Below are 23,766 nucleotides of genomic sequence, written 5' to 3' on the forward strand. Positions count from 1 at the left end.
ACATGAACGAAAGCGCGAAAAAGACAGAATATCAGGTTCTGGCCCGTAAATACCGGCCGTCGGATTTCGACAGCCTGATCGGCCAGGAAGCCATGGTGCGCACGCTTTCGAATGCCATCGATACCGGCCGCCTGGCGCACGCCTTCGTGCTGACGGGTGTTCGCGGGGTGGGTAAAACCACCACGGCGCGGATCATTGCCAAGGCGCTCAATTGTACGGCCCACGACGGCCCTTCCATCAGCCCCTGCGGTGAATGCGAAAACTGCAAATCCATTGCCGAATCGCGCCACGTTGACGTTCTTGAAATGGACGCTGCCTCCCGCACCGGCGTGGACGACATTCGCGAGATTATCGAAAGCGTGCGCTATGCGCCCGTGTCAGCGCGCTACAAGATTTATATCATCGACGAAGTACACATGCTGTCGAAGAATGCCTTCAACGCGCTCCTGAAAACACTTGAAGAACCACCCGAGCATGTGAAGTTCATCTTTGCCACCACCGAAATCCGCAAGCTGCCGGTCACGGTGCTTTCCCGCTGTCAGCGCTTTGACCTGAAGCGCGTGGAAGCCGAAACGCTGATCGGTCATCTGGCGACGCTGGTTGAGAAGGAAGGCGCCAAGGCGGACGAGGGCTCGCTGAAGCTGATCGCCCGCGCCGCAGAAGGGTCCGTGCGGGACAGCTTGTCGCTGCTGGATCAGGCCATCGCCCACGGCGGTGGTGAGGTTTCGGAACAACAAGTGCGCGATATGCTCGGCCTTGCCGACCGCGCCCAGGTGCTGGACCTGTTCGAGCAGGTGATGAAGGGTGAGATCAAGGACGCCCTTTCAACCCTGCGCGCCCAATATGATTCCGGTGCTGACCCGGCTGTGGTGTTGAATGACCTTCTGGAGGTCACCCACTGGCTGACGCGCCTGAAGGTCACGCCGGACAGTGGCACAGACACACTTGTTTCGGAAGCGGAACGAACCCAAGGCGGCGCCATGGCCGAAACGCTGGGCATGCCGCACCTGACCCGCGCGTGGCAAATGCTGCTGAAGGGCGTGGGCGAAGTGAAAGTGGCGCCAAGCCCGATCGCGGCGGCTGAGATGGTGTTGATCCGTCTTGCCTATGCGGCCAACCTGCCGGCTCCGGCGGACCTGGTGAAACAGTTGCAGTCCGGCGGCGGTGCGTCAGCAGCCGGTGGTGCGGCCCCTGCGGGTGGCGGCGGGAATGTGACCGCCATTGGTGGCGGGCAGGTACAGGCCGGCGCCCAAGGTGGCGCGACCGCTTCCATGCCAAGCGCGCAGGTTGTGGCGCTTCGGCAGGATGATCATGGCGATCACCCGATGCACCCGATGCCGGTCGATTTCGAGAAGCTGGTGGCGCTCTTTGAAGCCGAGCGTGAGCCGACGCTGGCGGTGGTCCTGAAGGACCATGTGCGGCTGGTGGACTATAAGCCCGGTCGGGTCAGCTTCAACACCACGCGCCAGACGCCGCCTGATTTCATCATGCGCACCAAACAGTGCCTGAAGGCCTGGACCGGCGTGGACTGGCAGATCACCATCACCAAAGAGGTGGAAGGCGACGACACCATCCGCACCAAGGAAATCCGGCGTGACAAGAAGCGCCGCGATGAAGCCATGGCGGAGCCGATCGTGAAGGCGCTGTTGTCCACTTTTCCGGACGCTGAGCTGCTGGCCGTGCGCGACAGCCGCACCGAAGAGGAGCTTGAAGCCGACTTGGCGGACGAGGCGCTTGAAGGCATCAGCTTCGATGACGACGCCAGCGAATTCGATTTCTAGTTTTGGAGTGATCCCATGAAGAATTTATCTGACATGCTGAAAAAGGCCCAGGAAATGCAGGCCAAGATGGGCGATATGCAGGCCGAACTTGACCATGTTGAGGTCGAAGGCACGGCGGGCGCCGGCATGGTGAAAGTGGTGCTTTCGGGCAAGGGTGACATGAAATCTGTGTCGCTCGACCCGTCGATCTTTTCCAGCGAAGACAAGGAAGTGGTCGAGGACCTGATCGTCGCGGCGCACAATCAGGCGAAAGCCAAGGTGGCCGACGCGGCGGCAGAGAAGATGAAAGACCTCACCGGTGGCCTTGACCTGCCGCCCGGCTTCAAAATGCCGTTCTGATGCTTCTCTCGGGGGCAGAAAATGACAATGGATAATGGCTCGAATAGTCGATCTGTTTTTTTTTGGTGCGTTTTCGGGCTTTTCGCCGCTGCTCTCCTTTCTTTTGGTATGATAGAGGTTGGTTTCCTGTTGGAGTCGGGCCCTAGATTTCCTTGGATGTTTAATGTCGCCCTTGATGTGCTTCCATTAACACTGGGGTTGTCTCTTGCTTTCTATGGCTTCAACCGTTCTTGGAAAAAGACAGCAATTTTCTCAATGCTAATATTGCTGGTTATGTGTGTGGCTTGGCTTAGCATGCTATATGGTCACTGCATGAATGGTGATTGCATCTAGTGGCCTCTAGCAAAAACGATTACGCCTGTTTCACCTACATCCTCGGGAGCGTGAAGGACGGCAAGGCCCGCACCTATGTGGGCTGGACAACGGACGTGGAAGCCCGGCTTCAGGCCCACAACGCAGGCACCGGCGCCAAATCCACCCGCGGGCGAGAATGGGTGGTGCTGCACACAGAAGAATTTAAAACGCGCGGCGAGGCCATGAGCCGGGAATGGCACTTGAAACGCGACCGGAAATTCCGCAAAAAGCTGATGGAAGAGTTTTTGAAAGGCTAATAGATGCCCCGTTCCCACGGCAGTGAAATCGATACGCTGATCCAGCTTTTGGCAAAACTGCCTGGCCTTGGGCCGCGGTCTGCGCGCCGGTCCGCGCTCCAGCTTCTGAAGAAGAAAGACAGGGTAATGAAGCCGCTGGCAGACGCACTCAATATGGTGGCGGACAAGATCGTCATCTGTGACACCTGCGGCAACATCGATACCCACAACCCCTGCCATGTGTGCGAGGACACGCGCCGTGACCGCAGCCTTGTGTGTGTGGTTGAGGATGTCGCCGACCTGTGGGCACTGGACCGGAGCGAGACCTTCAAGGGCCTTTATCATGTGCTGGGTGGGACGCTTTCGGCGCTGGACGGTGTCGGCCCGGATGAACTGAACATCAGCCCTCTGATCGACCGTGTCGAGACGGGCGATGTGCAGGAAGTGATCCTGGCGCTGAATGCCACAGTGGACGGCCAAACCACCAGCCACTATCTGGCTGAACGCCTGGCAAGCAGCGGCGTCAAGGTAACGGCGCTCGCGCACGGCGTGCCCGTGGGCGGCGAACTGGATTATCTGGACGACGGCACCCTGGCGGCGGCGCTTAGGGCCCGTGGGAGTGTAAGTTGATGACAGGTCATGTAACCCACAAAGGCGGCTGCCACTGCGGCGCCGTGACGTTCGAGCTGGATGCCCCGGCAACACTCAAGGGCAAGCGGTGCAACTGCAGCATCTGCAACATGACCGGCTTCATTCATGTGTTTGCCACACAGGACGAATTCCGCATCACATCGGGCGCAGACAATCTGACGGACTACCGCTTCAACACAGGCACTGCCCAGCATCTTTTCTGCAAGACGTGCGGTGTCAAAAGCTTCTATGTACCGCGCAGCCACCCGGATGGCTGGTCGGTCAACCTGAACTGTATCGACATGGCGACTGTGGAAGCCACGGACGTGGCCGATTTCGACGGCGCTAATTGGGAAGCTAACATCGCGGGCCTGCGCGCTGACGACGCCTGACTATCCTGATCCAGAAAAGGGGTCGGGGTCTGCCGGTATGAACAGACCCCGAGGGGAGCCCAGGGGTTCGGCCTGAGGCTCGGGAGGTGTACTTAGGTCGGTCGGGGCGCGCCCCTGCTATCTCGCATACTGAACGGCCAAAGCCTGAATGCCGTCCATCGTCACTCGGGAACAGTTCGGGAATATCCTCACCCGCTTGCCCAAGAGAATAGGCTTCTTCAGCGTGTGCGAAAACTAGAAAGAATTTAGGTAAAATATCAGCCAAGAAGGCGGCTGATCACGTCCTCATAGATGTCCGTGAGGGCCTCGATGTCGGCTACGGCCACATGCTCGTCAATCTTGTGCATGGTGGCGCCCACAAGGCCGAATTCCACCACGGGGCACATGTCCTTGATGAAACGCGCGTCTGATGTGCCGCCTGTTGTCGACAGTTCAGGCGTCACGCCCAGCCGCGCAAGTGCGGCCTGTTGTACGGCATCGGAAAGCGGTCCTGCAGGTGTCAGGAAACTGTCGCCACTGAGCCACCAGTCAATCTCATAGTCCACCCCGGCGCTGTCCATCCGGCGGGTCAGTTCCGCACGCAGGGCTTCGGGTGTGAACTCGTTGTTGAAGCGCACATTGAAGCGTGACTTGGCCTCTGCCGGGATCACATTGTGGCTTTCGTTGCCCACATGGACGTTGACGATCTCCAGGTTCGACGGCTGGAAACGGTCATTGCCGTCATCAAGCGGACCATCGAGTGTTGCCAGTACCTTGACCAGATCGGGGATTGGGTTCTTGGCTACATGCGGGTAGGCCACGTGGCCCTGCATGCCCTTGACGGTGACGATGCCGTGCAGGCTGCCGCGGCGGCCGATCTTGATCATCTGGCCCATCTCTGTGGGGTTGGTGGGTTCGCCCACCAGGCACATGTCGATTGTTTCACCACGCTCGCGCATCCAGTCCAGCACCTTCTTGGTGCCATTGACCGCGTCGCCTTCCTCGTCCCCCGTGATCAGGAGCGAGATGGAGCCCTTCGGCGCGCCCTTGGCGAGCGCGCGTTCGACGGCGACCACGAAGGCAGCGATGGCGGATTTCATGTCAGAGGCGCCGCGACCATACAGCTGGCCATCCCGCACTTCAGCGATGAAGGGGTCAACCGTCCAATGGTCTTTGGCGCCCACAGGCACAACGTCCGTGTGGCCGGCGAAGCAGAAGTTTGGCGCCTCGGTTCCCAGTCGGGCATAGAGGTTCGGGACAGGGGCATAGCCCTCTTCCTCGAACACCAATTTTTCGCACTTGAAGCCCATGTCCCCAAGGTAACCCGCCAGCAGGTCCAGCGCATCGCCCGTGTCCGGCGTTACGCTTTCAAGGCGGATCAGCTCCTGGCTCAGGGTAATGGGGTCAAGGCCTGCCATGGATTAGTCCCTCAACAGTTCGTTCACGGAGGTTTTGGAGCGCGTGCGCTCATCCACCCGCTTCACGATCACGGCGCAGGCCAGGTTCGGGCCCGGTGTGCCGTCCGGCAGTGGCTTGCCCGGCAGCGTGCCCGGTACCACAACACTGTAGGCCGGCACGCGGCCCATGAAGACTTCGCCGGTGTTGCGGTCAATAATCTTGGTGGAGGCGCCAATGAACACGCCCATGGAAATCACGGCGCCTTCTTCAACGATCACGCCTTCAGCCACTTCAGACCGGGCGCCCAGGAAACAGTTGTCTTCAATGATCACTGGGCCTGCCTGCAATGGCTCCAGCACGCCACCAATGCCGGTGCCGCCGGAGATATGCACATTCTTGCCGATCTGCGCGCAGCTGCCCACGGTGGCCCATGTGTCCACCATGGTGCCCTCATCAACGTAAGCGCCCAGGTTGACGAAAGACGGCATCAGCACCGCACCCTTGCCGATGAAAGCAGAGCGGCGCACGATAGCACCCGGCACAGCGCGGAAACCTGCGTCGCGGAAGCGGTTTTCGCCCCAGCCTTCAAACTTGGATGGCACCTTGTCCCACCAGTTGGTGTTCTGGCCCGGGCCGCCTGCAATGGCTTCCATGTCATTGAGGCGGAAGGACAGCAGCACGGCCTTTTTCAGCCACTGGTTCACCACCCATTCGCCGCTTTCCTTGCTGGCCACGCGGGCTTCGCCGCTATCCAGGAGGTTCAGCGCGGTTTCAACAGCATCGCGTACTTCTCCGCTTGTGGAGGCGGAGATTTCGTCGCGGTTGTCGAACGCGTCGTTGATGGTGGTTTCCAGTTGGCTCATGGGCGCGGTTCCTCAGGCGTTAGATCTTCACAAAAATCGCAAGAACAATAGCGCCCGAGCCCCCCAAGTCAATCGCAGGAACAGCGTGTACGCCCTAGAATTCCTTACCTACCGGTTTAAAAAAGCGTGCAGCCAGGTGGCCAGATTGTCGGTTTCCGCATGAACGGTTTCCGGATCGTGGTCGGCCTGGCCCCAGATGCTGCCTGTATTGATCCACACCGTTGCCATGCCCATGGCGTGGGCTGGTACCAGGTTCCGGGCCATGTCTTCGAACATCACGGCACGCTTCGGGTCGATGCCGTATTTGCCAACGAACTTGTCATAAACCTCAGGTTTCGGCTTGGGTTCAAGCGCGGCTTCATGGATGTCGAAGATGTCTTCGAACTGGTCATCGATGCCAAGGCGCTTCAATACCTGGGCGGCGTATTTCTCATCGGCGTTGGTGAACACGACCTTGCGGCCCTCAAGCCGTTCGATCGCGTTGCGCAGGTGATCATCACGCTCAATTGGCGCAAAGTCGATATCATGCACGCTGTCCAGATAATGGTAGGGGTCCACAGAATGGTGCGCCATCAGGCCCTTGAGCGTGGTGCCGTGTTCCAGCAGATAATGCTTCTGCACTTTCCGGGCTTCTTCAGGGCTCAGGCCAAGCAACGTCTGCACATATTCACCGATCTTCTGGTCAATCTGGCTGAACAGGTTGCATTCGGCGGCATAGAGCGTGTTATCAAGATCGAAAACCCAGACATCGCGTGGGTCATCAAAGGTGGGGTGAAAGCTTTGCTTTTTAAAATCCAACATGGTTTCTATGATACTGCCATAAATGTCATTAAAGCTAGATTAACCGTGAGCGGGATAGTTTTTATGACAGGGGACCGGATTTCAGGCAATCTGGGTTGAAAGTGAGAGGGAAACAGTGGCCACACTGAAGAAAATGGCAGGTATTTCAGGCAGTTTGCACCGGTCGAAGTCTAGTGCCTTCCGCATCAATGCAGCGGGTGACGTGTTGGACAAAAGCCCGTCGGCAGGGCCGCTGGTGGCCCTGTGGAACGATGACCAGGGCCCGTTGCACCATACGGTGCATGAGGCGCTGACGTCAGGCCTGCCAACCGATGCCCGTATCGAGGACGGCAAAGGTTCCACCTATTGGCTGGTCGCTGTGCCGCAGGGTGATGAGGTGGTCGTTGTCACGCGGGATACCACGCTGCCCGACAAGGTTACCGAAGCGCTCTTGAAAAGCCGGACCATGCTGAAGGAACTGCTTGACGGTTCTGTCGACCTGTCGTTCGAGCTTGATGAAAATCATACCTTCCGGTTTATCTCCCCCCACAAAGCTTTTGGTCAGGAGACCGAACAGTGGCTGGGCCGTAATGCCACCCGCATTTTCTGGCCGAATGGCGACGCACCAGTGCGCAACCCGTTCACGGCCCGGCGCGAGGCCCAGTTCGACAATGTTCCTGCCATGTTCGAAGGTGAGGGCCGGTGCTGGCTGCATTTCAATGTGCATCCGCTTTTGAATGAAAAAGGTGAGCAAATCGGCTTGCGCGGTACATGCCGTGATATGACAGAACGCTATATGGCAGCCAGAAAAACCAAGCAGGACGGCCTCCGCTTCATGCTGCTGCAGCGCATCACCCGCATTCTGAACACGGCGGAAAGCGCGGACGATCTGTTCGACAGTGCCTCAGCGGCACTCCAGGAAGTCTTGCGCGCCGACATGGTGTGGGCGGCCATGCATTATGAAGAGGGGCTCGTGCCCAGTTCCATCATGGGCACCTACCAGGAAATTCTGGATATGGACTCGATCTGGGAGCAACTGAATGCAGCCGAAGATGCAGTCCTGCCATTTGAAAGCACCGGCGACCGCCAGCACCTGGCGCTTCGGATGCAGCGGGGTGACAAAGGCCTGGGGATGATGATTGTCAGCCGGGACACCAAGGTCAGCCCCTGGTCTGACCTGGAGGTCGAGCTTTTGGGCGGTGTTGTTGAGGTGCTGACTGCAGCTTTCGGCAAGGCTGAGCTGATTGACACGCTTTACCGCCTGTCGAGCAAGGACGAATTGACGGGCCTGATGAACCGGCGCGCGCTTCGGGAAGCGGTGGAGCGGCGGCTGAAGCACCAGTGCCGCACGGGCCTTTCCGGGTGCCTGGTGTTCATTGATCTCGACCATTTCAAGGAAGTGAACGACACACTGGGGCACAGGGCCGGAGATCTGGCGCTCAAAAGCGTTGCCAGCCAAATGCAATCCATGATCCGCCCGTGTGATTTTGCTGGCCGCTATGGCGGCGACGAATTTATCCTCTGGCTGGAGGATATGGATAGTGACGTTGCGGCGCGGAAGGCCGAGGACCTGATCGCGGCCATGCCGGCTATCCGCGAGGATATTGGTGGCGCGGAGCTGCGGTTGAATGCTTCCATTGGGGTTTGCCCCTCTGTGGCTGGCCAGGACATGACGTTCGAGGAGCTGGCCGACCGGGCGGACGCCGTGCTTTATGAGGTGAAGGAATCAGGGCGCGGGCATGTGGCCATCGCGCCAGTGAGCGAAGGCCCATCAGAGGCCGAAGCGGGGGAAGAGGAAGACTTAGATGCTGGGTAAACTGAAGGCACTCCTGGGGGGCAAGTCGGATAAAGACAAGGCGCTTCCCGAAACGCTGACCAAGGAAGACGAGCAGCGCATCCTGGAAACCGGGTCCGATCATCAGCGCCAGGCGCTGGCAACCCGCACGGACGCGCGACCGGAAGTGCTCTATTATCTGGCGGAGGATGCGTCCCCCGAAATCCGCCGGGCCATTGCCCAGAACCCCTCCACGCCGATCCATGCGGCCGAAAAGCTGACAAGCGATGAAGATGACGAGGTCCGGTCCGAGCTTGCGCGCAAGATCGGCCGTCTAGTCCCGGGGCTGCAGCCGGGCGAACAGACGGCACTTCGGGAAAAGGCCATCAAGGTGCTGGAAGCGTTGGCCGCTGACCAACTGCCCAAGGTGCGGGCCTATGTGGCCGAAGAGATCAAGAGCGCAGACAGCGTGCCGAAAGCGATTGTCGACAAGCTGGCGCGCGACGTTGAAGAGATTGTCTGCGGGCCGATCCTGCAATATTCCCCGCTCCTGAACGATGACGATCTACGCGAGATTATCGCGGCTGGTGTGTCTGGTGGGGCGCTCAAGTCCATCGCAAGCAGGGCCTTGGTCAGCGAAGCGGTCTCGCAGGATATCGCCGCCACCCTGGATGTACCGGCGATCGCGGCACTGCTCACCAACCCGAATGCCCAGATCCGTGAGGATACGCTGGACCAGATTATCGATCATGCCAAAACGGTCGAAGACCTGCACGCGCCGGTGGCGCTCAGGCCGCAACTGTCGATCCGGGCGATGAAGCGAATAGCGGGCTTTGTAGCCTCGGCATTGGTCCATGCCATGATGGAGCATGCGGAACTGCCCGAAGAACAGGCCGAAGAGCTGCTGGAGCGGGTGCGCGACCGGCTGCATAGCGAACGCCTGGGCGATGATGAAGAAGACAAGCTGGCCAAACAGGCCATGGAATATTTTGAGAAGGGCGTGCTTGATGACAAGTTCGTTCACGACCAGATTGAGGCAAACCGGCGCGAATTGTTGATGCAGTGCCTCGCCGTGATGGCGGATATTCCGGCCAAGACCGTGCGCCAGATCATCAATTCGAAAAGCGGGCGCGCGGTAACGGCACTGGCCTGGAAGGCCGGCCTTGTCATGCGCACAGCCTATGAACTGCAAACAAAATTCGCCCTGGTGCCCAAGGCGCAGCTTCTGAACGCCAAGGAAGGCCGTGATTATCCAATCGACGATAATGAGCTTGAGTGGCATCTGAGCTATTTCGTAGAGCAGGCAGAATAGGACAGGCAATGACAGACACCCGACAGGAAAGCGACAGTCTTGGCACTATTGAGGTGCCGGCGGACCGCCTGTGGGGTGCGCAAACCCAGCGCTGTCTGATGAATTTCCCGATCGGGACCGATATGATGCCAGTGCCTTTCGTGCGGGCCCTTGGCTTGCAGAAAAAGGCGGCTGCCCTGGCGAACAAGGACCTTGGCCTGCTGGACGCCAAACTGGCCGACGCCATCGCGGTCGCGGCAGGGGAGGTGGCCGAGGGCAAGCATGATGCGGAATTTCCCTTGCCGGTGTGGCAAACCGGCAGTGGCACCCAAAGCAACATGAACGCCAATGAGGTGATCGCCAATCGGGCCAGCGAAATGCTGGGTGGCACGCGCGGCAGCAAAGAGCCCGTGCATCCCAATGATCATGTAAATATGGGCCAGTCATCGAACGACACCATCCCCACGGTGATGCTGGTCTCTGCGGTGCAGGAGCTTGAGGGCAAGTTGCTGCCTGCGCTTGCCGGCATGGCGAATTCGGTCGCCCAGTTCCGGGAAAAGTTCGGGGGTGTGATCAAGCTGGGGCGCACCCACTTCCAGGATGCGACGCCGATCACCCTTGGTCAGGCCTTCTCGGCCTATCAGGCGCAGGTGGATGCCGCCACGGGCGCCCTCAAACAGCAATTGCCGCGTCTGAGCCAGTTGCCGCAGGGCGGCACGGCGGTGGGCACGGGCCTGAATTGCCATCCTGATTTCGCATCTGGCTTCTGTGATTACCTGTCGTCCCTGAGCGGGCTACCGTTCAGCCCTGCCGCCAACAAGTTTGTGGGCATCAGCGCCCATGATGAACTGGTGGCGCTGTCAGGGGTTCTGAACGGCGCGGCGGCTGCGCTGATGAAAATCGCGGGCGATATTCGGCTGATGGGCTCTGGCCCACGGGGTGGGCTGGCGGAACTGATCCTGCCGAAGAACGAGCCCGGATCATCGATCATGGCGGGCAAGGTGAACCCAACGCAGGTGGAAGCGCTGACCATGGTGTGCGCGCAGGTCATGGGCAACCACACGACTGTCACCATCGCCGGCAGCCAGGGGCAGCTGGAACTGAATGCCTACAAGCCCGTGATTATCTTTAACGTGCTGCAGTCCATTCGGTTGCTTGCCGACGCCACGGCCAGTTTCACTGCGAGGTGCCTGGACGGCTTGAAGCCCGACCCCGACCGCATCGACACATTGTTGAAAAGTTCCCTCATGCTGGCCACCTCACTTGTGCCGCATATCGGGTATGACAAGACGGCGGAGATCGCTCGTCTGGCAAATGACGAAAAGTTGCTGTTGAAGGAAGCCGCGCTCAAGCTCGGATATGTGACGGAAGAAGATTTCGACCGCTGGACCGATCCGTCCCAAATGACCCATCCGTCTGATAGCTAGCTGGCAGCTAAGCGAAAAGCACGGCGTACCGTGCTTTTCCTGTTTGCCATAGTACCGTATCGGAGCTTAAGGGGTAGCTCAGAAGTCGATCTGGGCAGCCGACAGATCAGCTGACGAGATACCGTCCAGAAAGACGCCTGTGCCTTCACCGGTTTCGATGTACACACCGATGACGAACGATGCGTCTACGGTGTCCACCTGGTCGGTTGCGTGTGCGAGCAAGCTTTCAAGGTCGGTAAAGTCGATTTCAGTGTCAGTGAAATCAAGCCGGTCTTCTGCAAGGTCGAAACCGATGATGGTATCGTCCCCATGTCCTTCAAGGAACACGAAGGTGTCGGCTTTGTCACTGGCGATGAAAACATCGTCAGCCTTTGTGCCTTCGCCGCCGCCATCGATGGTAACGCCCTCACCGGGCTCCAGCTCTGGCGGTGGTCCAGCACCGTCACCGATGCCGCCGTCGGGCTCGACCGGCAGGATGGTAACTTCACCGTCCGTGCTTTCGGCGTCGCCTTCCGCTTCCGGTGGCGGCCCGGCACCGTCACCGATGCCACCGTCCGGCTCAACCGGCATGATGATGCCATCACCATCAGGGCCCTCTGTGCCGTCAGTGTCCTCGGTGTCACCTTCAAGTGGTGGTCCGGCGCCGTCGCCGATACCGCCATCAGGCTCAACCGGCATTGGGTCACCTGTCGGGATGGGGCCAGCCCCGTCGCCGATGCCGCCGTCCGGCTCCATTGGCAGGATCGGGTTGCCGTCATCGGCGGACAGCCCAAACAGCCCCCTGTAGTAATCGCGCGCCCCGTCCGAGAACAGGTCGAGCTTTACCGTGGTTTCGGGTGCGGCAATGCCACTTGATACCCCAAAATTCCACGCCCCTGTCATTTCGATCAACATACCTCTCCTTAAATTGATCTTCATGTCCAAAAAAACTGGCCAGGGTTGCGGCCAGCGGTTGTATTTTTGGTTTTTGGGGCTGAACCCAATATGAACGGAAAATTCAGAAAAGGGTTTTCCTGTTAAGGAATCACAATATTCATTGTTTTGTCACAGGGGTTAAGTGTGGAATATCGTTCCCGTCCGATATGGGTGGCGGCGGGGAATGCTAGCAGGGGTTGTGGCAATGAAAAGGGGAGGTCGAAGCACCTCCCCGGATGTTGGCTCAATCAGCGAGCGGGTCAGCTTGCAGGCCGGATCAGTGTACCTGCACCGCGCTCAGTGAAGATTTCAAGCAGCATGGCGTGGGTCACGCGGCCGTCCAGAATGACGGCGCCCTTTACACCAGCTTCTACGGCCTTGATACAGGTTTCGACCTTAGGGATCATGCCGCCGGTGATGGTGCCGTCTGCCCTGAGACGCGCGATGTCATCCGGGTCCAGCTCTGTCAGCATTTCCTTGTCCTTGCTCAGCACGCCCGGCACGTCCGTCAACAGGAAAAAGCGCCGCGCACCCAGTGCGCCAGCGATTGCACCGGCCATGGTGTCGGCATTGATATTATAGGTATTGCCGTCGTCCCCAGCCGCGATCGGTGAAATCACGGGGATGATGCCGTTGGCGATGGTCTGTTTCAGGATAGTCGGGTCCACATGGGTGGGCTCACCCACGAAGCCAAGGTCTATGACCTTCTCGATATTGCTGTCAGGGTCCGGCTGGGTTTTTTCCATCTTGGTGGCGGTGACCAGCTTGCCGTCCTTGCCGGACAGGCTGACCGCCCGGCCGCCCGCAGCATTGATGTCTGCAACGATGGATTTGCTGATCGACCCGCACAGCACCATTTCGGCAATATCAACCGTGGCTTTGCAGGTAACGCGCAGGCCGTCGATAAATTCGGTTTGGATCGACAGCTTCTTGAGCATCTCACCAATTTGCGGCCCGCCGCCATGCACCACAACAGGGTTGATGCCGACTTGCTTGAGGAGCGTGATGTCCTGGGCGAACTGGCGGGCGAGCGTATCATCGCCCATGGCGTGACCGCCGTATTTGATAACAAACGTCTCGCCAGCGTACTTGCGCATATAGGGAAGCGCTTCCACGAGCGTCGCCGCCTTCTTCTGCAGTTTTTTCATATCACGGTCCACTGTAATCATGGCCTTATCCGTCCAAGGGGGTGAGTGTTGGGTTTAAGGCCAAGGCTGGCCCTAGTCAAATCGATAACCGCCAAAGTTTGTTGGTCGGTCGTCGGTCAGCATGACACCCAGGGTCATCATCAGCTGTGCGGCATAATAGGACGCCCAGACGAAATAGCCGACATATTCGGGCACGGACATGAACTGGCGGGCGCCGAGCGCGGCGTCGGATGCCACAAACAGCACCGCCCCGATGCCGGTCAGGCGGAAGGGGAACTTGCTGAGGAGCGCTGAGGTTGCCATGGCAGTCAGGACTGCCGTGTAGGCATATACATACATGCGCATATCGCCCAGGCTGTCATAGAGCATATAGCCGGAGATAAAGGCGAACAGCCATAGAAGTGACGACAGCCGCACTGGCAGGGTGCGCACGTCACCCATGGGTTGGCGGTTGGTCATATAGAGCACAATGAAGAAGACATGGGCAGCCATGAAACCCATCAGGCCGCGCAGGAACGCCTGACCCGCCGGTTCGGTGGGGATCGCCAGCAGTACATCGCCGGCCACAGACGCCAGGAGTGCAAAAAACAGCAGCGCGTGTCCGAAGGTGCGGATATTGACGGCGACAAACAGTGCGAGGAATGTCACGGCACTGGCCTTTGTGAGCACGACCCAGAGGATACCGTCCGGGTACCAGCCACCGCCATAAAGGACAGCCCCAAGGAGTGACAAAACAATGAAGGTCTGTCCCAGCGCCTCAAGGACCGGGCGTTTGCGGCGGCTAAAGATGCGTGTCACGTGTTTGTCCTCCTCGCGCCACTATATGCAGGCTCCGGGGGTTGCCACAAGTCTTTGATTCAAATGTATCAATTTTGATTGCCGGAGGCCATAGCCGTGCACAGGGGCAGTTTTCAATTTGCTGCCTCAACGCGCGCTTTCAGGCGAGTTGCCTGATGCAACAACAGAAGGTTTGCCACGGGATAGAGGATCAGGATCTGGATCACCGTCAGTCCTGCGGCTATCAGCGCGGCGGCTATCAGCGTGCCGCCTGCCATGAAGGCGCTGTTGAACACATTGTTGGCGGCAATGGCGCGGGACCGGGCCTCGCGCGGGGTATATTCCTGCAGGATGGTATAAAGCGGCACGATTACCATGCCAGCCATCATGGCCACGCCAATCAGGGCCACCAGCATGGGCCAGTTTCCGACGGTCTTGACGAAGGCGCCGATACCCACAACCGTCTCGGCGGTATAGGCAACTTCCGGCGCATCAGGCAGGGCCAGCACGAACAACAGGCTGACCGCCCCAAGCCCCATCAGCGCTTTTGGCGCGAGCCGGGCGGAAATCTCGCCCTTTAGGATGCGGCTGCACAGCAGCGCACCAACGCCGATGCCGACGGAAAAACAGGCGATCACCAGCGTAATCACCGTCTTGTCGCCGCCCATGCGGGCAAAGACAATCTCGGGGATTTGCGCGATATAGATGGAGCCATAAAGCCAGATCCAGCTGATGCCGATGATGGCAGGCCGGGCGATATCATTTTGCCAGGCGCTTTTCAGAAGCGTGCCGGTTGAAGCGAAAATATTGGTCCTGATCGCAAGGTCAGGGGCGGCCTGGCCGGTTTTGGGAACCATGCGCCCGGTCAGCGTGCCAATGACGGCGAAGGCGATCATGAGGCCGGAGATGACAAAGTTCTCCCCGTCCTGGTTGATTACAAGGCCACCCACCAGTATGCCCAGAAGAATGGCGACAAAGGTGCCGGCTTCAATCAGGGCATTGGCGCCCAGCAGCTCCTCCGTTTTCACCAGGTCGGGCAGGACACCATATTTGATCGGGCCGAAAAAGGTGCTCTGGAGCCCCAGGCCCGACAGCACGGCAACCATCATGTAGAAATTCTGGAAATAGACCGCGAAGGCGCCGGCCACCATCAGGCCGACTTCCCAGATTTTGATCCAGACAATCTGGTTGGTTTTCTCGTATTTGTCGGCCAGTTGGCCGGCCAGTGCGGAAAACAGGAAATAGGGCAGGATGAAAAGGCCGATCGCCAGGTTGGTCAGGATCGAGGGTTGGATGCCCATGTCCGCCGCCAGCTTGACGGTGATCAGGATCACCAGCGCCTGCCGGAACAGGTTATCGTTCAGGGCGCCCAGAAACTGGGTGATGAACAGCGGCAGGAAACGCCTTGTGCCGAACAGCTGCCACTGGGTGCGTGCCACGGGGTCGGCCTATTCTGCGGCTGCGGTGCGGTGGTGCGCCAGCTCATGGCTGGCCTGGCGGATAATCTGGAACGAGCCCGACAGGAAGATGGACGCCATGATGCCGGCCACGATCAGGTCCGGCCAGCCGGTGCCCGAGACCCACACGCCGGACGCGGCCACCATCACCATCACATTGCCGATGGCATCGTTGCGGCTGCACAGCCACACGGAGCGCACGTTGGCGTCGCCGTCCTTGAAGCGCATCAACAGGAGCACGCTGGCGAGGTTGGCGGCAAGGGCGGCTGCCCCCACGCCGCCCATGATAACAGCGGCAGGTTGCTGAAGGTAAAAGACCGAATAGATGGTGGACCCAAGCACCCACAGGCCCATGGCCGACAGGCTGAGGCCCTTGAACAGGGCGGCTTTGGCACGCAGTGTGCCCGCCTTGCCGATCACATAAAGCGACAGCGCGTAGGTGAAGGTGTCGCCCAGGAAATCAAGCGCATCAGCCTTCAGGGCCTGGCTTTGACCCACGAAGCCCATGGGCATCTCGATGAGGAACATGGCAGCGTTGATGATGATCACCAGGACAAGCGCGCGTTTGTAGCGCGGGTCCATGCCTTCGAACTTCACTTCATGACAACAATTTGCACCCATAACGGCCCCTCTGGTTTCACCTTATTTGGCCTGATAATATGTTGGTGTGCAAGGCAAAATTCTGGATGATATTCCATTACATATTTGCATTTGGGGCCTGTCTGTTGCGATGATAGGAGCCTTCTGGGGGTGCAGACGGAGCAGTGACCATATGACAACAGTTCGCCGATTGATTGCCAGCCTGATGATCGCCCTTGGGGCGGCGCAGGCATCGCTTGCCTGCATGACAGCGCCTGTTGAGGAAACAGGCGACCGGGTGGCGGGTGTGCCGGTGATCACGGGGCTGGATGCGGCACGTTTGCCGCAAGGCCGGCATGATTTCTATTTCCGCGCCGGGTGGCGCAATACCGGTGAGCCCATCCATGTGCCCGTGGTGGTGGTGCGCGGTGCGCAGCCGGGCAAGACGCTTTTGCTGACCGCCGCTGTGCACGGCGATGAGCTGAACGGCATCGCGGTGCTGCACCGGCTGCTGGAAGGGCTGGACGCAGAGACCCTGTCCGGCACTGTCGTGGCTGTGCCGGGGCTCAATCAGCCGGGCATCAACGCCAACAACCGGCGGTTCCCTGTGGCGTCGGGCGGCGGGGCGCTGGTGGATCTGAACCGTAATTTCCCGGGCACGGATGAGGTGGGGGGCAGCACATCCGGCCGCTACATCGGCGCGCTTTGGGGTGGCCTGTTACGGCCCAATGCCGATTTCGCGGTGGACATCCACACCCAGACGAGGGGTGCGGCCTATCCGCTGTTTGTGTTTGCCGATTTCGGCAATGCGAAAGCGCGGGCGGCGGCGCACATGCTGGGCCCTGACATGATCAAGAACGACGCTGGCCAGCAGGGTACGCTGGAAACCAGCCTGATGAAGGAGGGCATCCCCGCCGTGACGCTGGAAGTGGGTGCGCCCAAACAGTTCCAGCCCGAGCTGATCGACCGCGCGGTGTGGGGTATTATGAACCTGATGCGGCATGAGGGGCTGCTGCCGGGCGATGCGCAGGAACCGCAGGTGAAAGCCATCGTGGGGTCCAATTACACCAATATCTATGCCGACAGGGGTGGCATTGCCGTGCTGCATGTGGGGCTCAAAGACGTAGTCACAAAGGGTCAGAAGGTGGCGACACTGTATGACGCCTTCGGGCATGTCATCCGCACCTACAAGGCGCCGCATGACGGCTGGGTACTGGCCATTTCCACAGACCCGGTCCGGGAGGCGGGCAGCATGCTGCTGCGTATTCTGCAATAGGCCATCACAGATATCTGATTTTTTCATGAGCCAAAGGCGCCCAAGTATCGTAGAGATGGCGCAATCGATTTGATGAAGCGGCAGTAGGATTTATGACGAGCAGGAAACCGACAGATCACCCAACCGTGGCCCACGGCAAGCTGGGCATCCTGATGCTCTCGCTTGGCACACCGGACGCGCCGACCTACACGGCGGTCCGGAAATATCTGGCGGAATTCCTGTCTGACCCACGGGTGATTGAAACGCCGCGCCTCATTTGGCTGCCGATCCTTCATGGCCCGATCCTGACGTTCCGCTCAGGCAAGTCAGCCAAGGCCTACGCCAAAATCTGGGACAATGAACGGGGGGAGAGCCCGCTCAGGACCTACGCCCGCAGCCAGGCCGAAAAGCTGCAGGCCGCGTTCGGCGCGGAAGCCGAAGTCGAGTGGGCGTTCCGCTACGGCACACCTTCCACCAAAGATGGCCTCACGGCGCTCCGCGACAAGGGGTGTGACCGTATCCTCCTGTTCGCGCTTTACCCGCAATATAGCGCCACCACGACCGCGACGGCGTATGAGAAAGCCTTTGACGTGATGCGTGAGATGCGCTGGATGCCTTCCGTGCGCACAGTGCCAGCCTATTTTGATACGCTTGAGTATCCGTCAGCACTTGCGGCGAGTGTGAAAGACAGCCTCGCGGGCCTGGATTGGGAGCCGGAGAAAATCCTGGCCTCCTACCATTCAATCCCACGGTCCTACTGGGACAAGGGTGACCCATACCCCTGCCACTGTTTCAAGACCAGTCGGCTGTTGAATGACGCGCTTGACCTCGAGGACGGCAAGCTGGTGACAAGCTTTCAGTCGCGCGTGGGGCCCACCGAATGGGTGCAGCCCTACACCGACAAGACGGTGGAACAGATGGCCAAAGACGGCGTCAAAAAACTCGCCGTGCTCGCGCCCGCCTTTTCACAGGACTGTCTTGAGACGTTAGAGGAAATCAATATGGAACTCAGGGAAACCTTCCTTGAGAACGGCGGCACCCACTTCCACTATATCCCGTGCCTCAATGACACAGAGCAGGGCATGTGGGTGCTCGAAAGCGTGGCCAGGAACGAGCTCAAGGGCTGGTTGGGTTAGGACGATTCCACATGAGGTAGTGACGTATCTTTCTAACCAAGGCCGGAATCAGAAGTATTGCCATAGCTAAAAGTGCGATCACATAGGGCAGGGCCGGAATATGCAACCCCTGCACCAGAAAGCGGTTGTTCTTTTCAATAGCCGCCCATTTGTCGCGGCTGGCGGCGGCAAAGCTAGGGTTAGAAAATACCTCTGCGATGTCGCGGCGACTGCGATACCGCACAATCACTAGCCGTTCAAAGCCATCAGGGTTTGCCCCAACCCAGTTACTGCCAAAGATGGGGTGGGACGCCTGACGCGCCAGCAGCGGCACCATCACGCTGCTGAAGCGCTCAAATGCCGCCTGTCCGGAGAGCGGGAGGGTCTCTGCGTCGTCATAGTTGGCTACATCGTGATATTTATAGAAATTGACGGTGTAAAAAGGGCCACCGTCGTCCTGCTCCAGAAATTGCCGGAATGCTTGCTTGTCTGTATCGGATTTAAAAACTGCCGGATGCATCCGTGCCATATAGGATGCCACCTCTTTTGATGAAAGTGGTTGTGAGGTGCCGCTGTACCAAGAAAGGGCGACTGTCAATCCAAGTATGACCACACTGCTAAACAGCGCCAATTTTGAGATCATCTTCATCGTCATTCTCCAGCCCGGTGAAGGCAGCTTGCAAAATGCAAGTGAATGGTCATAGCAAGATTACTTGTAAAATGCAAGTAGTTGGCGTATGACCATTTTTATGGATCACAACTCTGAAAACTGTCGCTCAAACTGCCCGATCAATTTCGTGCTGGAAACCTTTGGGGACAAATGGACGCTGTTGATCGTGCGGGACCTGATGTTTAAGGGAAAGCGCTACTATGGCGACTTCTTGGCGTCAGACGAAAAGATTGCCACCAATATTCTGGCTGACCGGTTGAAGCGGTTGGAGCGACATGGAATCATCGCGAAGGCGCCGGATGCCAGTCATAAATCGAAGGCGATCTATAGCCTGACGGATAAAGGCAAGGATTTACTACCGGTAATGCTGGAGATCACTGCATGGAGTGCCAAATATGACAGCCATTCCAACACGTCGCCCAGCTTTCTTGAAGCCTTCACCAAAGATCGGGCGGCGCTGATAGCATCCTTCAAAGCAGGGATCGACCAGGCATAACCGCTTCCAGGCAGGCCCTTTACTGCATCCCCATCATGCCGGTGATCTCGACAATCACCTCGCGCTCATATTCGCCTTCGAACTCAAGCGTCAACGGGAAGACCTCGCCTTTCTTCAGCGGCCCGGTGAGGCCCATCAGCATCACATGATAGCCGCCGGGTGCGAAGGCGAAGGTTTCGCCGGGCTTTAGGGGCACGCTCATCACATGGTCCATCTTCATGATGCCGTCTTCCTCATAGGACCGGTGGATCATGGTGGTGCTGGCAATATCCGTGCTGGCGCCCGTCAGCTCAATCACATCGTGGGTGTTGTTTGTGATGGTCAGATAGACGGCGGCAGAGACCGTGCGGCTGGTTTTGCGCGCCCATACTTTTTCAACCTCAATGCCTTCGCCTTCATGCTCGCCGTGTGCAAGCGCGGGAAGGGCAAGGCCAAGGGTAACAAGAAGGGCGAGCAGCAATTTTTTCATCGGTCAGGTCTCCTTGAAACAAGCAGATACCTGACCAGCCTTGCGGGTGCAAGGGACATCAGGTCGCAGGGACCGCTATGGATGCTGAAACAAGTTCAGCATGACAGATAGTGTTTACGGTGGCGAAGCCTCCAGGGTCGTCACCCTGAACTTGTTTCAGGGTCCATACTGCCCTGTACCAATATTTGGTAGTCAGGTCGCGCCTAGGCCGCATCCGTGGCGCAGATCAGCTCATGCTGGATTGCGGGTTCGAACGCCGAATGGCCAGCCACCGGTACGATCCTCAGGTTGGCCCATGGCATTGCCTGTGCCAGTTCCCACGCGCTGGTCGGCGGGCAGATGGCGTCATAGCGGCCCTGCACAATGGTGACGGGCACGCCCCTGAGCTTATGGGCGTCGTCCAGAATCTGGTTGTCGGTTTCAAGGAAGCTGCGGTGCTTGAAATAATGGGCCTCGATGCGCGCGAAGGCGAGCGCGAACACGGGGTCCACCGAATGGGCGCGTTGTTCCTCGTCTGGCACCAGGGTCACCGTGCTGCCTTCCCACAGGCTCCATTCCTTGGCGTAGGTCAGGCGGTCTTCTTCCCAGGCCGGGTCCACCAGGCGCTTATAGTAGGCACTGATCAGGTCATCGCGCTCTTCCTCAGGGATCGGGCTGATGAAACGGGCCCAGGATTCAGGGAAAATGCTGCTGGTGCCGCCCTTGTAGAACCAGTCCAGCTCGCGCTGGCGCGACAGGAAAATGCCGCGCAGGATCAGGCCGCGTGTGTGTTCGGGATAGGCTTCACCGTAGAGGAGCGACAGCGTGCTGCCCCACGAGCCCCCGAACAGGAACCAGCTGTCGATGTTCAGATGCTGGCGGATGGCTTCCATGTCAGCCACGAGGTCCTGGCTGGTGTTACTCTCGAGCGATGCGTGCGGGCGGCTTTTGCCGCAGCCGCGCTGGTCAAACAGGATGATGCGGTATTTCGCCGGGTTGAAGAACCGGCGCTGGATCGGGCTGGTGCCGCCACCGGGGCCGCCGTGCACAAAGACAATGGGAATGCCCACCGGGTTGCCCGATTGCTCCACATATATCTCATGCCCGCCCGGTACCTTCAGGCGTTCGCTCACATAAGGCTCGATGGATGGATAAAGAGAGCGGAGGGTCGTTGTACTGTCTGCGCGCACCGTGCTGTCCCGTAGTTTTTTGCCGTCTGAGGTTTTATTCAGGATAAGCGGCAGAGGTTAATAAAACAAGAAACACGATTGCGCGTCTGGCGGGCAATGAAAAAGGCGCCATGTGGCGCCTTCTCACTGTCATACTTGGGCGGTTATTCCGCTGCCTGGCGCCGTGACTTCAGGATACGTTCGGTCAATGCGAAATCACCCGGGTTGTCCACATCGATCGGCGCGTCCGCAAACGGCATGCGAACCACGCGTACGTCCAATTTCCAGCGCCGCGACATCATCCGTGCAAGCTGGTCGATGGTCGCCAGTTTATAGCGGTACAGCAACATGAACATCAGGCCGAAGGCCTTCATGATACGCTGTGGCTTCTTGCCGAACTGGCCGCCGCCTTCGAATATCTTGGCCGCCTTGAGCGCCTTGTCATTGGCCAGCGCATAGAGGTTGCAGCTTGACCAGCCGCCATCCTTCAGGTTGTGGAACGCCCGTTTGCCTTCGGGGTATGCTTCCAGAATCACGGATGCCGGGGTCATGGCAATGGCTGCGTCGGGCTTGCTTTCAGCAATGTCCGCGCAGAAATGCTCGACCATTTCCGTGGTATGAAGCGCATTGTCACCGGTGGTGATCACCATCGGATACGGGTCTTCGATCTTGGCGGTCGCTTCTGCGACAGACAGATACAAGTTGTCCGCGCTTGGCACAAAGTGTATTTCACCCTTGTTCAACATGGCCGCCAGCGTCGGCACAGACCGAAGCAGTTCTTCGCTTTCGATGGAAACAAACACCCGGTCGATGCCGCGGGCGTTCTTGATTTCGTTGACCACGCGCTCGAGCATCACAACATCGTCCAGCGTTACCAGGCATTTGTGGCTGACACCCTGGATTTGGGCAACGGCGTCGGCTGGTCCGCGGCGACTTGCTGCCAGCACGAGGGCGGTGGCTTTCTTTGTCTCAGTCATAGGGATGTCCCTCCTACCCAACAGGGCATAGTGTAAATCAGGCTAGTCCGATAAGGAAGACATGAGTTTTCGCGCGGGTGCGTCACTTTGAAGCGCCATCAATGTCTCTCTTGCAGTCCTATATCGTTCGGTATCCAGAAGGGTACCCACACAGCCGTCGAATTTGTCCCAAAGCTGGTCCAGCGTCAGGGGCGCAGCACTTGAGCCCACAGGCATTTCCACACTGATGCTCATGGTGGTGCCGGATTTCAGCGTGACATGAACTTCGGTCGGGAAATCGCTTTCCAGCTTTTCCACATATTCCTTGCGAACAAGCGGTAGAAGAGCGGTAACTTCCGGGCGATCAATCGCAGACTCTTCATAGTCCGCAAGTGTCGCGTTGCCAGTCAATAAGCCAACAGCGAGGCCATATTCAAGGCTGAATTTGGCTTCCATCGAATTTGTTGGCCGCTCATACATCAGGTTGCGGAGGTGCGCGGCTGGCGCGCGGACGAATATTTCCGCCACATCTGGGGCCTCAAAACCATGCTTTTCCTTTAGCGCCAGCAGGCCATCGAGCGACCGGTGCACGCTGCCGCAATTGGGGAAACGCTTCAGCTTCAGGCCATATTCCTCAATGTGCAGCGGCGTACCGATGTCTGTGGTGGCGAACTGGACCTTCTGGCCGTATTCGTCCTTGTCGGCCATGATCGCCCGCAGTTCTTCCACGTCCTGCCCCACCATCAGCGTGCCCATGCCATTCGGTGCATGCAGCGTGTTTGCCCCTGCCGTGATGCCGGCTTCGGCAAACTGGGCGGCCTGAACGGCGCCTGCGGCGGCGAGGCCAGCGTGCAGCGGTTTGGTCATGGTGCCAAACTGGCTCATGAAGCCGCCCGCAAGGCTGGTGGACAGGGAAATGGCGTGGGCTGTTTGTTCCTCGGTCAGCCCCATCAGGCGTGCGCACCCAGCCGCCGTGCCCACGGCACCCACGGTTGCGGTGGCGTGCCAGCCGCGGCTGCGGTGGAAGGGGTTCACACCCTGACCCACGCGGCCAATCATCTGCAGGCCAACGATATAGGCGTCAAGAAGCGCATGGCCCTTCAGGTCGCGCTCATCCGCGATGGCCAGCAGCGCAGGCGCCAGAACGGCGCTGGCGTGGGCTTTCGCGGGGTCGAAATTGTCGTCAAAATCCAGGGCATGGGCAGCCGTGCCATTCACCAGCGCCGCCATCGGCGCCGACAGGCCTTCCGTGAAGCCTACAGCGCGGCAGTCACCCCGGCCCCATTTGGCCGCCAGCGAGAAGACCTTGCCTGTGACGTCCTCGACGGCGCCAGGGATCATCACAGCAACGGTGTCAATGAAGGCATCGCGGGCCCGGTCAAGCGCGAGGCCCGACCAGGAGGCGTCCACGCCAGCCGTCCATGCTGCAAATGCGTGCAGCGGGTTATCCGAATTGACCTTCATATGTCCCTTGGTGTTTTATATGGCTTGTGTGTTGGTCTGAATTCAGCAAGATTTATTTATAGTTAAATAAAAC

The 23,766-nt window shown here is 58.9% G+C and carries 24 protein-coding genes and 1 pseudogene; 12 read left to right on the forward strand and 13 right to left on the reverse strand.

The genetic code is table 11. From position 1 onward, the window contains the following. Positions 1–2 precede the first annotated feature (2 nt). The 6 genes and pseudogenes from B3Z17_RS12865 (at position 3) to B3Z17_RS12890 (ending at position 3,732) form a co-directional block, all read left to right on the forward strand. On the forward strand, positions 3–1,781 hold the full coding sequence (locus tag B3Z17_RS12865) for a DNA polymerase III subunit gamma/tau (RefSeq protein ID WP_286830120.1): 1,779 nt from the start codon (positions 3–5) through the stop codon (positions 1,779–1,781). A gap of 12 nt (positions 1,782–1,793) precedes the next feature. Further along, a pseudogene (locus B3Z17_RS12870) lies at positions 1,794–2,120 on the forward strand (YbaB/EbfC family nucleoid-associated protein); the annotation flags it as partial. 21 nt (positions 2,121–2,141) lie between these two features. Continuing rightward, on the forward strand, positions 2,142–2,453 hold the full coding sequence (locus tag B3Z17_RS12875; RefSeq protein WP_286830121.1) for a hypothetical protein: 312 nt from the start codon (positions 2,142–2,144) through the stop codon (positions 2,451–2,453). After that, complete coding sequence (locus B3Z17_RS12880; RefSeq protein ID WP_286830122.1) at positions 2,453–2,731, forward strand: GIY-YIG nuclease family protein; 279 nt, start codon at positions 2,453–2,455, stop codon at positions 2,729–2,731. Before B3Z17_RS12875 ends, B3Z17_RS12880 begins: the two co-directional genes overlap by 1 nt. 3 nt (positions 2,732–2,734) lie before the next feature. Beyond that, entirely contained in the window at positions 2,735–3,340 is a 606-nt protein-coding gene (gene recR, locus B3Z17_RS12885; protein WP_286830123.1) for a recombination mediator RecR, read from the forward strand. Further along, positions 3,340–3,732: a GFA family protein gene (locus tag B3Z17_RS12890; RefSeq protein WP_286830125.1), complete on the forward strand. Its 393-nt coding sequence runs from the start codon at positions 3,340–3,342 to the stop codon at positions 3,730–3,732. The genes recR and B3Z17_RS12890 overlap by 1 nt, the downstream gene beginning before the upstream one ends. 257 nt (positions 3,733–3,989) lie before the next feature. Here the strand turns inward: B3Z17_RS12890 and dapE are convergent, their stop codons facing one another. From dapE to B3Z17_RS12905, 3 genes are all read right to left on the reverse strand, one after another. Further along, a complete protein-coding gene (gene dapE / locus B3Z17_RS12895) occupies positions 3,990–5,129 on the reverse strand; it encodes a succinyl-diaminopimelate desuccinylase (RefSeq protein WP_286830126.1) in 1,140 nt (379 codons plus the stop codon). A 3-nt stretch (positions 5,130–5,132) separates the two neighbouring features. Next, positions 5,133–5,972, reverse strand: coding sequence for a 2,3,4,5-tetrahydropyridine-2,6-dicarboxylate N-succinyltransferase (gene dapD / locus B3Z17_RS12900; RefSeq protein ID WP_286830128.1), 840 nt, complete (start codon positions 5,970–5,972; stop codon positions 5,133–5,135). Positions 5,973–6,080: 108 nt separating this feature from the next. Next, the gene (locus B3Z17_RS12905; protein ID WP_068301581.1) at positions 6,081–6,773 is read right to left on the reverse strand and encodes a pyrimidine 5'-nucleotidase; all 693 of its coding nucleotides are present in this window, start codon (positions 6,771–6,773) and stop codon (positions 6,081–6,083) included. 115 nt (positions 6,774–6,888) lie between these two features. Between B3Z17_RS12905 and B3Z17_RS12910 the strand changes: the two genes are divergently transcribed. Genes B3Z17_RS12910 through B3Z17_RS12920 form a run of 3 tightly spaced genes read left to right on the forward strand, consistent with a single transcriptional unit; the run spans position 6,889 to position 11,244 of the window. Next, positions 6,889–8,568, forward strand: a complete 1,680-nt coding sequence (locus B3Z17_RS12910; protein WP_286830130.1) for a sensor domain-containing diguanylate cyclase — start codon at positions 6,889–6,891, stop codon at positions 8,566–8,568. After that, positions 8,558–9,838 carry a DUF2336 domain-containing protein gene (locus B3Z17_RS12915; RefSeq protein WP_286830131.1) on the forward strand — a complete coding sequence of 427 codons (1,281 nt, stop codon included), beginning with the start codon at positions 8,558–8,560 and terminating at the stop codon, positions 9,836–9,838. Before B3Z17_RS12910 ends, B3Z17_RS12915 begins: the two co-directional genes overlap by 11 nt. An 8-nt stretch (positions 9,839–9,846) precedes the next feature. Then, positions 9,847–11,244, forward strand: a complete 1,398-nt coding sequence (locus tag B3Z17_RS12920; RefSeq protein WP_286830132.1) for a class II fumarate hydratase — start codon at positions 9,847–9,849, stop codon at positions 11,242–11,244. 78 nt (positions 11,245–11,322) lie between these two features. Here B3Z17_RS12920 and B3Z17_RS12925 read toward each other — a convergent pair whose 3' ends face one another. The 5 genes from B3Z17_RS12925 to B3Z17_RS12945 form a co-directional block, all read right to left on the reverse strand. Next, on the reverse strand, positions 11,323–12,138 hold the full coding sequence (locus B3Z17_RS12925; RefSeq protein ID WP_286830133.1) for a hypothetical protein: 816 nt from the start codon (positions 12,136–12,138) through the stop codon (positions 11,323–11,325). A 281-nt stretch (positions 12,139–12,419) separates the two neighbouring features. Continuing rightward, positions 12,420–13,328, reverse strand: a complete 909-nt coding sequence (gene argB / locus B3Z17_RS12930) for an acetylglutamate kinase (RefSeq protein WP_286830134.1) — start codon at positions 13,326–13,328, stop codon at positions 12,420–12,422. Positions 13,329–13,379: 51 nt separating this feature from the next. Further along, positions 13,380–14,105, reverse strand: coding sequence for a lysoplasmalogenase (locus B3Z17_RS12935; protein WP_068301594.1), 726 nt, complete (start codon positions 14,103–14,105; stop codon positions 13,380–13,382). A 113-nt stretch (positions 14,106–14,218) separates the two neighbouring features. Beyond that, positions 14,219–15,523 (reverse strand): MFS transporter, encoded by a 1,305-nt coding sequence (locus B3Z17_RS12940; RefSeq protein WP_286830136.1) that lies wholly within the window; start codon positions 15,521–15,523, stop codon positions 14,219–14,221. A gap of 9 nt (positions 15,524–15,532) precedes the next feature. Beyond that, complete coding sequence (locus B3Z17_RS12945) at positions 15,533–16,162, reverse strand: cation transporter (protein WP_286830138.1); 630 nt, start codon at positions 16,160–16,162, stop codon at positions 15,533–15,535. Between the two features lie 151 nt (positions 16,163–16,313). Here B3Z17_RS12945 and B3Z17_RS12950 point away from each other — a divergent pair, with 151 nt between their 5' ends. Both B3Z17_RS12950 and hemH read left to right on the forward strand, forming a co-directional pair. Then, positions 16,314–17,396, forward strand: a complete 1,083-nt coding sequence (locus B3Z17_RS12950; RefSeq protein WP_286830140.1) for a succinylglutamate desuccinylase/aspartoacylase family protein — start codon at positions 16,314–16,316, stop codon at positions 17,394–17,396. 92 nt (positions 17,397–17,488) lie between these two features. Beyond that, entirely contained in the window at positions 17,489–18,511 is a 1,023-nt protein-coding gene (gene hemH, locus B3Z17_RS12955) for a ferrochelatase (RefSeq protein ID WP_286830141.1), read from the forward strand. Here the strand turns inward: hemH and B3Z17_RS12960 are convergent. Continuing rightward, positions 18,492–19,139: a hypothetical protein gene (locus tag B3Z17_RS12960; protein ID WP_286830142.1), complete on the reverse strand. Its 648-nt coding sequence runs from the start codon at positions 19,137–19,139 to the stop codon at positions 18,492–18,494. The two genes, hemH and B3Z17_RS12960, sit on opposite strands and share 20 nt — an antisense overlap. 88 nt (positions 19,140–19,227) lie before the next feature. Here B3Z17_RS12960 and B3Z17_RS12965 point away from each other — a divergent pair, with 88 nt between their 5' ends. Next, complete coding sequence (locus B3Z17_RS12965; RefSeq protein ID WP_286830143.1) at positions 19,228–19,656, forward strand: winged helix-turn-helix transcriptional regulator; 429 nt, start codon at positions 19,228–19,230, stop codon at positions 19,654–19,656. A 19-nt stretch (positions 19,657–19,675) separates the two neighbouring features. Here the strand turns inward: B3Z17_RS12965 and B3Z17_RS12970 are convergent, their stop codons facing one another. From B3Z17_RS12970 to B3Z17_RS12985, 4 genes are all read right to left on the reverse strand, one after another. Next, the gene (locus tag B3Z17_RS12970) at positions 19,676–20,125 is read right to left on the reverse strand and encodes a copper chaperone PCu(A)C (protein WP_286830145.1); all 450 of its coding nucleotides are present in this window, start codon (positions 20,123–20,125) and stop codon (positions 19,676–19,678) included. Positions 20,126–20,328: 203 nt separating this feature from the next. Continuing rightward, positions 20,329–21,294, reverse strand: a complete 966-nt coding sequence (pip, locus tag B3Z17_RS12975; protein WP_286830147.1) for a prolyl aminopeptidase — start codon at positions 21,292–21,294, stop codon at positions 20,329–20,331. A gap of 143 nt (positions 21,295–21,437) precedes the next feature. Beyond that, entirely contained in the window at positions 21,438–22,250 is an 813-nt protein-coding gene (locus tag B3Z17_RS12980; RefSeq protein ID WP_286830149.1) for an NTP transferase domain-containing protein, read from the reverse strand. A gap of 42 nt (positions 22,251–22,292) precedes the next feature. Further along, positions 22,293–23,693 (reverse strand): MmgE/PrpD family protein, encoded by a 1,401-nt coding sequence (locus tag B3Z17_RS12985; RefSeq protein ID WP_286830150.1) that lies wholly within the window; start codon positions 23,691–23,693, stop codon positions 22,293–22,295. Positions 23,694–23,766 lie beyond the last annotated feature (73 nt).

It is taken from the genome of Kordiimonas sp. UBA4487, assembly GCF_002389025.1.
In the GTDB taxonomy this organism is placed as follows: Bacteria; Pseudomonadota; Alphaproteobacteria; order Sphingomonadales; family Kordiimonadaceae; genus Kordiimonas; species Kordiimonas lacus.

Bases quoted from the DNA above. Each gene is read 5' to 3' on its own strand.
- dapD (WP_286830128.1), bottom strand. From the start codon at position 5,972: ATGAGCCAACTGGAAACCACCATCAACGACGCGTTCGACAACCGCGAC.
- B3Z17_RS12890 (WP_286830125.1), top strand. From the start codon at position 3,340: ATGACAGGTCATGTAACCCACAAAGGCGGCTGCCACTGCGGCGCCGTG.
- hemH (WP_286830141.1), top strand. From the start codon at position 17,489: ATGACGAGCAGGAAACCGACAGATCACCCAACCGTGGCCCACGGCAAG.
- B3Z17_RS12875 (WP_286830121.1), top strand. From the start codon at position 2,142: ATGACAATGGATAATGGCTCGAATAGTCGATCTGTTTTTTTTTGGTGC.
- B3Z17_RS12985 (WP_286830150.1), bottom strand. From the start codon at position 23,693: ATGAAGGTCAATTCGGATAACCCGCTGCACGCATTTGCAGCATGGACG.
- B3Z17_RS12865 (WP_286830120.1), top strand. From the start codon at position 3: ATGAACGAAAGCGCGAAAAAGACAGAATATCAGGTTCTGGCCCGTAAA.
- B3Z17_RS12970 (WP_286830145.1), bottom strand. From the start codon at position 20,125: ATGAAAAAATTGCTGCTCGCCCTTCTTGTTACCCTTGGCCTTGCCCTT.
- B3Z17_RS12960 (WP_286830142.1), bottom strand. From the start codon at position 19,139: ATGAAGATGATCTCAAAATTGGCGCTGTTTAGCAGTGTGGTCATACTT.
- B3Z17_RS12950 (WP_286830140.1), top strand. From the start codon at position 16,314: ATGACAACAGTTCGCCGATTGATTGCCAGCCTGATGATCGCCCTTGGG.
- B3Z17_RS12915 (WP_286830131.1), top strand. From the start codon at position 8,558: ATGCTGGGTAAACTGAAGGCACTCCTGGGGGGCAAGTCGGATAAAGAC.
- B3Z17_RS12920 (WP_286830132.1), top strand. From the start codon at position 9,847: ATGACAGACACCCGACAGGAAAGCGACAGTCTTGGCACTATTGAGGTG.
- recR (WP_286830123.1), top strand. From the start codon at position 2,735: ATGCCCCGTTCCCACGGCAGTGAAATCGATACGCTGATCCAGCTTTTG.
- argB (WP_286830134.1), bottom strand. From the start codon at position 13,328: ATGATTACAGTGGACCGTGATATGAAAAAACTGCAGAAGAAGGCGGCG.
- B3Z17_RS12965 (WP_286830143.1), top strand. From the start codon at position 19,228: ATGACCATTTTTATGGATCACAACTCTGAAAACTGTCGCTCAAACTGC.
- B3Z17_RS12980 (WP_286830149.1), bottom strand. From the start codon at position 22,250: ATGACTGAGACAAAGAAAGCCACCGCCCTCGTGCTGGCAGCAAGTCGC.
- B3Z17_RS12925 (WP_286830133.1), bottom strand. From the start codon at position 12,138: ATGTTGATCGAAATGACAGGGGCGTGGAATTTTGGGGTATCAAGTGGC.
- dapE (WP_286830126.1), bottom strand. From the start codon at position 5,129: ATGGCAGGCCTTGACCCCATTACCCTGAGCCAGGAGCTGATCCGCCTT.
- B3Z17_RS12945 (WP_286830138.1), bottom strand. From the start codon at position 16,162: ATGGGTGCAAATTGTTGTCATGAAGTGAAGTTCGAAGGCATGGACCCG.
- B3Z17_RS12905 (WP_068301581.1), bottom strand. From the start codon at position 6,773: ATGTTGGATTTTAAAAAGCAAAGCTTTCACCCCACCTTTGATGACCCA.